Source organism: Erythrobacter sanguineus (genome assembly GCF_900143235.1).
Classification (GTDB): Bacteria; Pseudomonadota; Alphaproteobacteria; order Sphingomonadales; family Sphingomonadaceae; genus Erythrobacter; species Erythrobacter sanguineus.
The window spans coordinates 55,146-68,279 of sequence record NZ_FRDF01000001.1; the positions used below are offsets into that span (position 1 = coordinate 55,146).

The following is a 13,134-nucleotide window of genomic DNA, read 5'->3' on the forward strand; positions in this document are numbered from 1 at the left end:
GCAGATGGGCCAAGCCGCCCGCCCGTGCCAGCGAGAATGCTTTGCCTTGTCACAAGCGGAACTATTGCGCCTTGGCTGTTGGCGCTTCGCCGGGGCGAACCGGCACAGTGGCTGCTCCATGCGTTAGCGTGACCCGTCGCGATCAAGCGCCGCGATTAGCGCCTGAACCTGCGCATTGTCGCGCAGGTTGATGTCGCGTTGCGGGAACGGGATCTCGATCCCGTGTTCCTTGAACAGCCACCACAGGTTCTTGAGCACCGCGCTGCGGACATTGCCGACCCCTTCTTCGGGATCGACGATCCAGCAATGGATGGTGAAATTGACCGAGTTGTCGCCATACTCGCTCATCCACACCGTTGGCGGGGGCGTGTTGAGCACGCGCTGTGCCTGCGTCGCGGCCTTGAGCATCAGTTCCTCGGCGAGGTCCATATCGGCATTATAGCTGACCCCGACATGCACCTGCATCCGCACCTTCTTGGAGGAGTAGGACCAGTTTTCGACCTGATTTATCATCAGGTTTTCGTTGGGAATCAGGTATTCGCGTTCGTCACGGGTGGTGACCGATACGGCCCGGATGCCGATCTTGCGGATCTGGCCGAAGGTCTGGTTGCCAGCCATGTCAGCCACCGCGATGACGTCGCCGGGCTTGATCGACTTGTCCATCAGCAGGATGATCCCGGCGATCAGGTTGCCGAAGGTTTTCTGCAAGCCGAAGCCGATCGCAAGGCCAAAGGCGCCGCCGAAAAAAGCGAGCGCGGTCAGATCGATACCGAGCAGGTCAATCCCGATGAAGAAGGCGGCGGCCCAGATGATGATCGACAGGATCTTTTCCGACAGCAGCTTCTGGGTGCTGTCGAACCGGTCGACGCTGCGGATCACCCGGCGCCCGAGGCGGTTCAGCAGTATCGCGGCGGCGATGGTCAGCAGGATGACCGCGACCACCAGCAGCGAATCGAACAGCGACACGCGGATCTGTCCGACTTCGACCGCGATTCCATCGAGCTGTTCGAGGAACGCCCCGGCCGTCTGGCTTTGCGCGGCTACGCCTTCCCTCAGCTTGTCGGCGGCTTCGACCGCTTCGACCGGCTCGGTCGCGGCAGGCTGGGGTGAAGGTGAAGGTGACGGGTCGGGCGTGGGCGAAGGTGTCGCTTCGGCGGCGGCGGGATCCGCATCGCTGTCCGGCATGATGGCCTGGGAGGCGGACTGGGAGACGGCGGCGATGATCATGGAGTCTCCTTCCCGGCGAGCGCCTCGGCAAGATCGGCGATCAGGTCGTCCGCGTCCTCCAGCCCGATGGCAAGGCGGATTGCAGGGCCGGCCGTGTCAGGGCTGGGCATTACAGTCCGATGATCCTGCGGGGTGGTGACCAGCGCAAGGCTTTCATAGCCGCCCCAGCTATAGCCGATGCCGAACAGTTGAAGCGCATCGACCACCCTTGCCGCCGCCGTGCGGTCCGCGCTTGCCAGCACGAAGCCGAACAGGCCGCAGCCGCCGGTGAAATCGCGTCGCCACAGCGCGTGGCCCGGATCGGATGGCAGCAACGGGCTCAGCACGCGCGCGACCTGCGGCTGGGCTTCAAGCCATTGTGCGATTTTCAGCGCGGAACGGGTCTGCGCTTCGAGCCGCAGGCCCATCGTCCTGAGGCCCCGCGCCGCCAGCGCGGCATCATCGGGCGAAACCACCTGCCCCAGATCCTGCGCAGTGCGGCGCAGTGCGCGGTACCAGCGCTCGCCCGCGCTGGCGGAGCCCATCATCAAGTCGGAATGGCCGCCAACATGCTTGGAAAGGCTCATCATCGTGATGTCGCAACCATGGGACAGCGCGGCAAAGCCCAGCGGGCTGGCCCAGGTATTGTCGATCAGGCTGACCGCGCCATGGTCACGCGCGATCGCGGCCAGCGCCGGGACATCGCACACCTCGAAGGTCAGGCTCCCGGGGCTTTCCAGCCACACGGCGCGCACCGGTTCGGCAAACAGCGTGCGATAGGCATCCAGATCGAGCGGGTCGAAAAACGTGGTCGTCACGCCCAGTCGCTTGAGCAGGCCGGTGGCCATGCTGCGTGAAGGATCATAGGCATTGTCGGCCATCAGCAGCCGGTCGCCGGGTTTGAGCACTGCCAGCAGGCCCCCCGCGATGGCGGCGACCCCGCTGGGATAGAGCACCGTGCCAGCCGCGCCCGGTTCCAGCTGGGTCAAGGCCTCGGCCAGCGCCCACTGGGTCGGCGAACCGCGGCGGCCGTAGAAGAACTGCCCGTCGTTGTTATTGCCGCCCGCCGCCTGACGATCCGCATCCTTTTCGTAAAGGTGGGTCGATGCGCGCCATACCGGCGGGTTGACGACCGGGCCGGTCCATTCGGGCCGCCGTCCGCCGCGCACCAGCTTGGTGGCGGGCTTCAAGTGCTTGTCGCCGCCGCCGCTCATGTTCCGGGCCCCTGGGCCTTGGGCGTGGCGGGATCGGCGCCCCATTCGCTCCAGCTGCCATCGTAAAGCGCGGTGTCATGCTTGCCGAGAAGGTGCATCGCGAACAGCAGCACGCTGGCGGTCACGCCGCTGCCGCAGGTGGTGGTGACGGGGCGGTCAAGATCGACCCCGGCGTCCACGAAGGCTGCATGCAGATCATGCGGAGGCTTGTAGGTTCCGTCCGTGCCGAACAGCGCGGAGTAGGGGACGTTGAGACTGCCCGGAATGCGCCCCATCGGGCCGCCATGGACAGGATCGATCCCGGTGCCGAACACCCGGTCAGCGCCGCGGGCATCGACCACCTGCTCGGCATGTGTCTGAAGATTGGCGAGCATGTCGGCCTTGCTGCGCACGCCCTGCGGCGGGGCGAGGGCCGCGCGATCGCCGGGGGTGGTATCTGGCCTTCCGCTTTCAAGCGCACGTCCCTCGGCCCGCCACTTGGCCAGTCCGCCATCGAGGATTGCGACATTGCGCCACCCGCAGGCGGTGAGCATGAACCACCCCCGCGCCGCGGTGCGCACGGCGCTGTCATCATACAGGACGATGCGGCTACCTGGTGCCACGCCAAGCATGGCGAGCATGTCGGCCAGTTGCGAGGGCCGGGGCAGGGCCTGCGGCGTTGCGGATGTCTCGTCTACCAGCGCAGCGAGATCGAGGAAGCGCGCACCCGGAATATGCGCAGCGGCGAATTCGGCCCGGGGGTCGCGCCGGGCGGCGGGCAGGTGGCGCGAGGCATCCAGCACGGCCAGTCCGGGATCGCCCAGATGCGCCGCCAGCCAATCGGTCGAAACAAGGCTCGGGAAAGTTTCGGTCATGCCGCAGGGCCTAGCGTGGCAGCGCCGCGCCGCCAAGGGCAGCGGGTGATTACCCGGACCGGGCGGTGTGCGGGGCTTCGATCGCGCGCGCCCTCAGCCCGGCCACCGAGCCGGGCGGAATGTCGAGCGGCAGCGGGCGGACGCGGCCCTCGGTATCGCCAGCGCCGCCGACCACGAAGCTGCGGGCCAGCGCCTGCTGCCCTTCGCCTTCCAGCGTCACGTGCACCAGCGGAATGAACAGCGCCGTCTTGCCCTGCATGATCGGGTTGATGGCGGCGAGGGGGAGCTGCACTTCTCCGGTGATGCTGCGGCCCTGATGCGGGCCGATTCGTTCGACCCGGGCAAGGCTGCGCGCAGCGGCCAGCGGCGCGGCATTGCTGACCTCGCGCTGCGCACTTGTCAGTTGCACCGCGACCGCAAGATCGCTCACCGCCCGGTCTGTGCGGTTGGTGATGGTCAGGCGATACTGGATCATGAACATCATCACGCTGCGGGTCGCCGCGGTGATATCGAGCGCAAGGTCGAGCCGGGGCAGGGCAGGCTGTTCGCCATCCTCGGCTATCGGCGGCGGCGCCGCGAGGTGCAGCACCTTGGGCTTGCGCCGCCGCCATAGCCCGACCCCCGCGATCAGCCCCGCCAGCAGCGCGGCTGCTGCGGCCAGCCAGACCCATCCGAAAACCGGCTCACCCACCGGATCGGAAGGCGCGCTTGCGGGCGCTGTGGGTTCGGGGGCAGGGCTTGCTGGTGACGCCGGTTGGCCCGATTCAGCTGCGGTCTGCGCCGCCGGTTCGGCGGGCGTTTCGACCAGAGGCGCTGGTTCCGGCACGGGTGCGGGTTCGGGCGCCATTGTTGGCGTTTGCAGCCGGGGCGGAGCAGGTTCCGGCCCAGATTCCGGGCCAGATTCCGGCGCAGTTTCGGGCAAAACTTCGGGGGGCGTGTCGCTGGCTGGTTGCTGCTGCGCCGTCAGCGGCCCCACCATGACGATAGCCATGACGATAGCCAGAACGGGCGCACGGCGCACGGCAGGCAGGTGAAGGACAAAGGTCTGGGCGCGGGTCATCGTGATCGGTTCGGGGTGCCGGAGTGTATCATCGCAAGCTTTGTCATGCCACATAGGGATCGGCGCGATGCCGCGTCCAGTTGTGTGCTTGCGTCCATCCCCCATTCAAGGCAACAGCGCGGCATGAACACCACACCCGACACCCCCTCTGTCGCCCCGCAATTCCTCGGCAAGGACACGCCCTTGCCGGTTTCGCCCGAGGAAGCGCGGCTCGACTACGTGCCCAATCCCCGCCCCGGCCTGACCTATCTGGTGCGCTTTGTCGCGCCCGAGTTCACGTCGCTGTGCCCGGTCACCAGCCAGCCCGATTTCGCGCATCTGGTGATCGATTACGTGCCGGGCGATACCATCGTCGAGAGCAAGAGCCTGAAGCTGTTTCTCGGTTCATTCCGCAATCACAACGGCTTTCACGAGGATGTGACGGTGGGGATCGGGGTGCGCCTGTTCGAGGAAATGCGCCCGCATTGGCTCAGGATCGGTGGCTACTGGTATCCGCGCGGGGGCATCCCGATCGATGTGTTCTGGCAGTCCGGCGCGCCCCCCGCGGACCTGTGGCTGCCCGATCAGGGCGTGGCCCCCTATCGCGGCCGCGGCTAGACCCCTTCCAGACCCCTTCCAGACCCTTGCCAGCGGGCGTTAGTGGATGTTTCACGCGAAACATCCCTCCGGGTCACACGCTGAGGTCGAGCTGAACGAAGGCCGGTGCGCTCTTGTGCCCTTCGCGCCACTTGGCCAGGGGGAAGGCTCCCGCACCCAGCGCCGCCAGCGGAATGCCCGCTTCGGCCAGCGAATAGGGCGAGATGCGATGACGGGTCATGAACCCGCCGCTGCCATCGCTGATCAGCGCGGTCTCGAATTGTAGGCCTTGGCTGTTTTCGGTTGCGTTCGCCACCTTGCTCACCACCAGTTGGCCATGGCCGAGGTCCAGCACCACGTCGGTGCCCATCGGCACGCCTGCCAGACCGTTGATCCGCGCGCCGGTCTTTGACAGGTTGCGCAGGATCACGTCGTAATAGTGATCTTCATGGATCAGGCCAACCTTGCGGAAGATCGAGATGCGTTCTGCGCGATGGCGCGGTGGGCCGCTGGGCGAGACCTTCATGGTGCCGTCCGAAACCCGGGCCAGAAGTTGCTCATGGTCGATCGCCGGTGAATAGACATAGCCCTGCACCAGGTCCGCGCCGCGTTCCCTGACCAGCTTGAGCTCGTCCATCGCTTCGACGCCCTCGGCCACGGTCTCCATCCCAAGCGCCTTGGCCAGCGCGACAATCGCGCTGATGATCGCCGGGTTGATGTCGCCATTCTCGGTACAGCCGCGCACAAAGCTCTGGTCGATCTTGATCTTGTCGAAATGGCCATGCTTGAGATAGGCGAGCGAGGAATAGCCGGTGCCGAAATCGTCGAGCGCCAACCGCACCCCGATTCCCTTCAGCTCCCGGAAGATGGCGTCCACCGCTTCAAGGTCGCCCACGAACACGCTTTCGGTAATCTCCAGTTCAAGCCGTGACGGAGCAAGACCCGAGGCTGACAGCGCTGCGGCCACGGACTTGCGGAAACCGGGACGCACGAACTGCTTGGCCGAAACATTGACCGCGACCCGGATCGTTTCGGGCCACTGCGTCGCGTCGCTGCAGGCCTGCCGCAGGGCCATATCCCCGATCCTGACGATCAGATCGTCGGTTTCTGCAACCGGGATGAATTCGGCAGGCGAAATGTAGCCTTCGTCCTCGTCATGCCAGCGCAGCAAGGCCTCGAAACATTTCACCTCGTTGCTGACCGGGTCGACCAGCGGCTGATAGGCGAGCTTGAGATCCCCCCTGTCCACCGCATCGCGCAACCGTTCGCCCAGTCTGGCCGACTTGGAGGCGGCATCGCTCAGTTCGGTGGTGAAGAAACAGAATGTGCCGCCGCGCCCTTCCTTGGCGGCATAGAGCGCCATGTCGGCGGCCCGGGCCAGTTCGTCGGCTTCCACCCCGTCATAGGGCGCGATGGCGATGCCGACCGAGGTGCCGATAATCGCCCGGCGTCCGTTGATCTGGTAGGGTTGCGACAGCGACTGGACAATGCGGTTTGCCAGCTCCCCCAACGCGCCGCGATCGTCCATGTCGGGCAGCAGCACCTGAAATTCGTCGCCGCCCAGACGTCCCACTTCGCCGCTGTCCTTGACGATGCTCTGCAGCCGCTCTGCCACCTGCTTCAGCAACGCATCGCCTGCCGGATGGCCCATGGTGTCGTTGACATGCTTGAAGCGATCAAGGTCGAGCATCATCAGCGCGCAGCTGCGCTGGCTGTTGCGAAAGGCCGCCAGCGTCGCAGTCAACTGTTCGCCAAGCTTGCGGCGGTTGGTCAGTCCGGTCAGTTCATCGACCTGCGATTGCCGCGCGACCTGCATTTCATGCGCGTACTGGCTGGAGATATCGACCGCGCTGCCGCGATAGCCCAAAAACTTGCCCGAAGGATCGGCCAGCGGTCGCCCGTTGAGCCGCCACCAGCGTATCCCGGGCTCTCCCCCGCGGCCCCTTGGCGTGGTGATCGCGACCACATGTTCCTCGATTTTCGAATGGGCTTTGAGCTTGAAGCCAAGCGCGCGCTGCTGCGGGGCGCCGGGTTCTGGCTCGACGTCGCCGAATACCTTGATCAGCCCCTTGCCGATCAGGTCCTGCCCCGCGATCCCGAGATCATCGAGCGCCCGCTGCGAAAGAAAAGTCAGGCGTCCTTCGCTGTCGGTCGCCCAGAACATGCCGATGCCGAGTTCCTCGACATCGCTGAGCACCGTGGTGCGGCCCGGCAGAACCGGCGGTTGGTCGACAGACGACGCATTGGCGCTGGTCGGGCGCGACGTCGAGGCCTTTTGCTTGACAGATTTAAGAAAGCCCAATGGCATAGTTTGTCCTTGCCTGCGCATCCCGCCGCCGAACCCGCACCGCGCAGGTTCTTCCGCCCGGTCTTTCGGCCAGCCGCCGTTGTGTTGAGCCAGCCTTAACCAAGGGCGATTGAAAAAACGTTACGGCCCGAACCGCCCGCGCCCTGAGGCGGTCAGAGGCAAGGAATCGCGGAACATCTTGTGTGGTTCGTCGTTAAGGCGTCATGTTGCTTGGCGGCACATTATTGCGGTCGAGCCACTTTTGACGTAATTTATCTGCATTGCCGCAGCGCGCAGGGGGATCAGCGACAGCGGCTTGCTGACATCTGGGGGAAAGAATTATGCCTGAAGCCGGTGCGGCCACTGCCGCGGCTGATGCTGCGGTCAATTCCGTGCGCAGCCGCGCCGAATGGGACGCCATGCGCGCCGCCGCGCTTGCCGATCCGGGCGCGTTTCACGGCGATATTGCCGCTCGCAACATGCACTGGTTCGTTGCCGATATTGGTGGGGCAGGTGCATGGCTGGCCAAGCGGGCGGACGGACGCTTGCACGGCTGGGATGCTGCCACCGCCTTGCCGGTCAGCCCCGATCTGCCAGATGATTTCGCCCCCTGGCACACGGGTTTCGATGGTTCGCAGCCGCCGCACTGGCGCTGGTTCGTGGGCGGGCGCACCAATGCCGCCTTTTCCGAACTCGATCGCCATGTGCTGTCCGGACACGGCGATGAAGCCGCGCTGATCTTCGAGGGCGATCGCTGGGACATGTCGGCCAATGGCGGCAAGGGCGCGCCGATCGATTGCTACACTGTCAGCCGCAAGCAATTGCTGCTGGAAGTCGCGAAATGCGCGGTCGCCTTGCAGGCGCTGGGCCTGAAGCCGGGCGACCGCATGGCGCTCAACATGCCCAATATCGTGCCGCAGATCTACTGGACCGAAGCGGCCAAGCGGATGGGTGTCGTCTATACCGCCGTGTTCGGTGGCTTTTCCGACAAGACCTTGTCCGATCGCATTGCCGATACTGGCGCGCGGGTGATCGTCACCTCCGATGGCAGCTACCGCAACGCGCAGGTCGCCGGGTTCAAGAACGCCTATACCGACCCGGCGCTCGACAATTTTGTGCCAGTTACCACGGCGCTCGATATCCTGTCTGGCCTTGACCTGGGCCTGCCCGATGCTGACAGCGCCACAATCGTCGATACCGTGCGAGAGGCGCTCAGCGGCGAGATCACGGTTGACCGTTCGGACGTGATGCGCGGGGTCGGCCGCGCGCTGATCAATCTCGGGGCCGAGGGGCGTATTACCAGCGCCGATGCCGCGCGGGTCAGAATCGCGATTGCATCAAGCCTTGTCACCCTGCCGCCGCGCGTCGAAGCGGTGATTGTGGTGCGCCATACCGCGCAGCCGGACGTGATCTGGCGCGAGGAACGCGACCGCTGGAGCCACGAGTTGACCGATGCGGCGCTGGCGACGGTGCTGGAAAAGGCACGCGCGGCGGGCTTTGACGTCGAAACGCAGGCCGACCTGCTGACGCTCCCCGACAGCGATTTTGTCCGCGCGATCTGGGCCTCGTCAAAGCCGATGCCGGTCGATGCCGATTACCCGATGTTCTTCATCTACACCTCGGGTTCGACCGGAAAACCCAAGGGCATCGTCCATTCGCACGGTTATGCCGCGGGCGTGGCCGAGACCATGAAGGTCAGCTTTGATGCGCAGCCCGGCGATACGCTGTTCGTGGTCGCCGATCCGGGCTGGATCACCGGGCAAAGCTACCTCATCTGCGCCCCGCTGATGACGCGGGTGACGAGCCTTGTCTCCGAAGCCTCGCCAGTGTTCCCGCATGCGGGACGCTTTGCGTCGATGATCGAGCGGCACAATGTCACGATTTTCAAGGCCGGGGTCACCTTCCTCAAATCGGTCATGTCCGATCCGGACAATCTCGCCGATCTGCAGCGCTATGACATGGGGTGCCTGAAGGTCGCGACCTTCTGCGCCGAGCCGGTCAGCCCAAGCGTCCAAGCCTTCGGGATGGAACACGTCACCCCGCGCTATATCAATTCCTACTGGGCGACCGAACATGGCGGCATCGCGTGGACGCATTTCTACGCGAATGATGATTTCCCGCTGCGGCCCGATGCCCATTCCTATCCGCTGCCGTGGATCATGGGGGATGTGTGGGTTGAAGATGCCGATGCCGATGCTGGTGACGGGGCGCCCGGCGACGTGCCGTTTGCGCGCGGCGATGCCGGGGGCGTGCCGTGGCGGCGGGCTGCGATGGGCGAGAAAGGCGAAATCGTCATTGCCGCGCCTTACCCCTATCTCGCGCGCACGATCTGGGGCGATATCGAAGGTTTCAGGGTTTCCGATGGCCGGGTCGATCCCGCATGGCGCGGCGATGCGGCGCGGTGGGAGGATGGCTACTGGAAGCGCTGGAAGGGCGCATGGGCCTATACTCAGGGCGATTTCGCGATTGCGCATGATGATGGTTCCTTCTCGCTCCACGGGCGTTCGGATGACGTCATCAATGTTTCGGGCCACCGGATGGGCACCGAGGAGATCGAAGGCGCGGTGCTGCGCGACAAGGCATTGGCGCCCGATAGCCCGGTCGGCAATGTGCTGGTGGTGGGCGCACCCCACCGCGAGAAGGGTCTGACCCCGCTCGCTTTCGTTGTCCCTTCGCCCGGGCGCAAGCTGACGATCGAGGACAAGCGCCGATTGTTTGATCTGGTGCGGACAGAGAAAGGCGCGGTCGCGGTGCCTGCGGACTTTATCGAAGTCTCAGCTTTCCCCGAAACCCGCAGCGGCAAATATATGCGCCGGATGGTGCGCGCGCTGGTGGTGGGGGAAGATGTCGGCGACGTCACAACCCTGCGCAATCCCGAAGCGCTCGACGAACTTCGCAGCGTGATCACCGACTGGCAGCGCAAGCAGCGCCTGTCGGACGAACAGGCCCTGTTCGACCGGCACCGCTATTTCCTGGTGCAATACAACAATGTCGCGCCGGGCAAGCAGGTGGCGACCGTCACCGTCACCAATCCGCCGGTCAATGCGCTCAACGAACGCGCGATTGACGAGCTGGTGCTGGTCACGGATTACCTCGCGCGTGACGATAATGTCGTGGCGGTGGTGTTTACCGGGCAAGGCACTTCGTCTTTCGTCGCGGGCGCGGATATCCGGCAGATGCTGGAGGAAATCCACTCGGTCGAAGAAGCGATGGTGCTGCCGAACAACGCGCACCTCGCCTTCCGCACGATCGAGAGCATGGGCAAGCCCTGCATCGCGGCGGTGCAGGGTGTCGCGCTGGGCGGGGGCATGGAATTCGCGCTCGCCTGTCATTACCGCATTGCCGAGCCGGTGGCGCGGTTCGGCCAGCCGGAAATCCGCCTGCGCCTGCTCCCTGGCTATGGCGGCACGCAGCGCCTGCCGCGCCTGCTCGCCGACCGGCGCGGGTCCGAAGGCGTGCGCGACGCGCTCGACCTGATCCTCGGCGGGCGCAGCATCGATGCGGAAGCGGCCGAAGCTGTCGGGGTGGTCGACGCGCTGGTGGAGGGCGCGCATGATGCCCTTTCGGCAGCCCACGCGGCCGTGCGTGACTATGTGAAGCATGGAGCGGAAAGCGCGCTCGGCAAGGCCTTTGCTGAACGGCAGGCTGCCGCGACCCGCTGGGAAACGGCGGCTGACATCAATCTCGACAGCGTGCTGGAAGATGATTTCCTCCAGCGCATCCTGCGCCAGCTCGACTGGGCCGGGCGCGGGCAGGCGGGCGCGCGGGCGCTGGAAGCGGTGCGCGCAGGCCTTGAACAGGGCATCACCGCAGGCCTTGCGCGCGAGGCCCGGCTGTTCGCGGAAGCCATTGTCGATCCCGAAGGCGGCAAGACCGGCATCAAGCAGTTCATCGACAAGGTTGCGCCCCCGCTTCCCGTGCGGCGCGACGGCGTGTGGATCGATGCTGAACATGAAATGCGCAGCGCAACGCTGGAAGCAGCAGGCGATCTGCTGCCGGTGGGCGCGCCGTTCTATCCCGGTGTGACCCCGATCCCGCGCCACCAATACGCCTTCGGCATCGCCCGCGATCCCGATACCGGCCAGCCGCGCTTCGGCCCGCCTGCGACCCATGAAAAGGAACTGATCGTCAAGGTGCCCGAGCCTGCGCCCAACGAAGCGCTGCTTTACATGCTGACGAGCGAGGTCAACTTCAACGATATCTGGGCGCTGACCGGCATTCCGGTTTCGCCCTTCGACAGCCATGAAGAAGACGTGCAGATCACGGGTTCCGGCGGCATCGCGCTGGTCGCGGCGCTCGGGTCTGAGACGCGGGCGCAAGGCCGCATCAAGGTTGGCGATCTGGTGACGGTCTATTCGGGCACCAATGATCTGCTCAGCCCGCTGGTCGGCAATGATCCGATGTATGCCGATTTCTCCATTCAGGGCTATGAGACCGAGACGGGCAGCCACGCGCAGTTCCTCGCGGTGCAAGCGCCGCAGATGCACAAACTGCCGCCCGATCTGACGCTGGAGCAGGCGGGGAGCTATGTCCTGAACTTGGGCACGATTGCGCGCTGCCTGTTCACCACGCTGGAAATTGCGCCGGGCCGGACGCTGTTCGTCGAAGGCGCGGCAACGGGGACGGGGCTGGATGCGCTGCGATCATCGGTGCGGACGGGCTTGCAGGTGACGGGGCTGGTGTCTTCGGAAGAGCGCGCCACTTTCATCACTGACGTGCAGGGCGCGGTCGGGGCGATCAACCGCAAGGATACAGCGCTGGCCGATCTCTATTCGGTGGTGCCCGAGGACAAGGCCGAGGCGCAAAGCTGGGAAGCCGCTGGTGCGCCTTTGGTGGAGCAATACAAGGCGCTGAACGGCGGCAAGCTCGCCGATTATGTCGTCAGCCACGCGGGCGAGACGGCGTTCCCGCGCTCGTTCCAATTGCTGGCAGAGGGCGGCACGCTCGCCTTCTACGGCGCATCATCGGGCTACCATTTCAGCTTCATGGGCAAGCCGGGCAAGGCCACGCCTGAGGAAATGCTGCGCCGGGCCGCGCTGCGCGGCGGTGAGGCGGTGCTGATCTACTACGGGCCGGGCAGCAAGGAATTGCTCGACGAAACCGGCCTTGAGATGATCGAAGCGGCGCGGCGGTTCAATGCGCGCTCTGTCATCGCCACCACTACCGATGGCCAGCGCGAATTCCTGCAATCGCTGGGGCTGGAGGACGCCATCGAGGGCATCGTCAGCCTTGAAGCGATCCGGCGGCGCGAAGGGGCCAATTTCTACTGGCCCGACACCATGCCGCGCCTGCCCGATGCCAAGGCCGACATCGAGGTCTTCAAGGCTGCGGTGCGCGATTATCAGGACCGGGTGATGAAGCCCTTCGGTTCAGCGGTCGGCAAGATTTTGCGATCAGCCGATAATCCGCGCGGCAACCCCGATCTGGTGTTCGAACGCGCACGCCAGGATACGCTCGGCATCTCGACTTCGTTGGTCAAGCCCTTCACGGGCCGCGTGATCTTTGCCGAAGACCTGACCGGCTGCCGGTTTACCTTCTACGCCCCGCAGGTGTGGACGCGGCAACGCAAGATCCTGATGCCGACCGCCAGCATCCTCGGCACGCACCTGTGCAATGCCTTTGAAGTGGCGCGGATGAACGACATGATCGCCGCCGGCCTGCTCGAAGTGACCGAGCCGGAAGTGGTGGCGTGGGACGGCCTCCCCGAAGCGCATCAGGCGATGTGGGAAAACCGGCACACCGGATCGACCTATGTTGTCAATCACGCGCTGCCCGAAATGGGCCTCAGAAGCCGCGACGCGCTGCTTGAGGCATGGGCTGCCGTGGCGGCGGCGACCAGCGCCGGGGAACCGGACGGCTGATTCCTGCGTTGCGCTTTTTGAAACGTTCCTAGCTCTCCTCCCCAGGGTTTGAACGAACCGGCAAGTCACAAGTGCT

At 65.2% G+C, this 13,134-nt stretch carries 7 protein-coding genes; 2 read left to right on the forward strand and 5 right to left on the reverse strand.

What is annotated here, in order from left to right:
* Nucleotides 1–123: 123 nt before the first annotated feature.
* The 4 genes from BUA05_RS00275 to BUA05_RS00290 are packed head-to-tail and all read right to left on the reverse strand — an operon-like array spanning nucleotide 124 to nucleotide 4,334.
* Complete coding sequence (locus tag BUA05_RS00275; protein ID WP_245790029.1) at nucleotides 124–1,227, reverse strand: mechanosensitive ion channel family protein; 1,104 nt, start codon at nucleotides 1,225–1,227, stop codon at nucleotides 124–126.
* Complete coding sequence (metC, locus tag BUA05_RS00280) at nucleotides 1,224–2,420, reverse strand: cystathionine beta-lyase (protein ID WP_072672670.1); 1,197 nt, start codon at nucleotides 2,418–2,420, stop codon at nucleotides 1,224–1,226. The genes BUA05_RS00275 and metC overlap by 4 nt, the downstream gene beginning before the upstream one ends.
* Nucleotides 2,417–3,274 (reverse strand): sulfurtransferase, encoded by an 858-nt coding sequence (locus tag BUA05_RS00285; RefSeq protein ID WP_072672671.1) that lies wholly within the window; start codon nucleotides 3,272–3,274, stop codon nucleotides 2,417–2,419. The genes metC and BUA05_RS00285 overlap by 4 nt, the downstream gene beginning before the upstream one ends.
* Nucleotides 3,275–3,323: 49 nt before the next feature.
* Nucleotides 3,324–4,334: a hypothetical protein gene (locus tag BUA05_RS00290; protein ID WP_143150221.1), complete on the reverse strand. Its 1,011-nt coding sequence runs from the start codon at nucleotides 4,332–4,334 to the stop codon at nucleotides 3,324–3,326.
* A gap of 123 nt (nucleotides 4,335–4,457) precedes the next feature.
* On the opposite strand from BUA05_RS00290, the gene queF reads away from it, so the two are divergent.
* The gene (gene queF, locus BUA05_RS00295) at nucleotides 4,458–4,931 is read left to right on the forward strand and encodes a preQ(1) synthase (protein WP_072672673.1); all 474 of its coding nucleotides are present in this window, start codon (nucleotides 4,458–4,460) and stop codon (nucleotides 4,929–4,931) included.
* A gap of 73 nt (nucleotides 4,932–5,004) precedes the next feature.
* Here the strand turns inward: queF and BUA05_RS00300 are convergent, their stop codons facing one another.
* Entirely contained in the window at nucleotides 5,005–7,218 is a 2,214-nt protein-coding gene (locus tag BUA05_RS00300) for a putative bifunctional diguanylate cyclase/phosphodiesterase (RefSeq protein ID WP_084662382.1), read from the reverse strand.
* 320 nt (nucleotides 7,219–7,538) lie between these two features.
* Here BUA05_RS00300 and BUA05_RS00305 point away from each other — a divergent pair, with 320 nt between their 5' ends.
* Nucleotides 7,539–13,058, forward strand: coding sequence for an AMP-binding protein (locus BUA05_RS00305; protein ID WP_072672674.1), 5,520 nt, complete (start codon nucleotides 7,539–7,541; stop codon nucleotides 13,056–13,058).
* Nucleotides 13,059–13,134 lie beyond the last annotated feature (76 nt).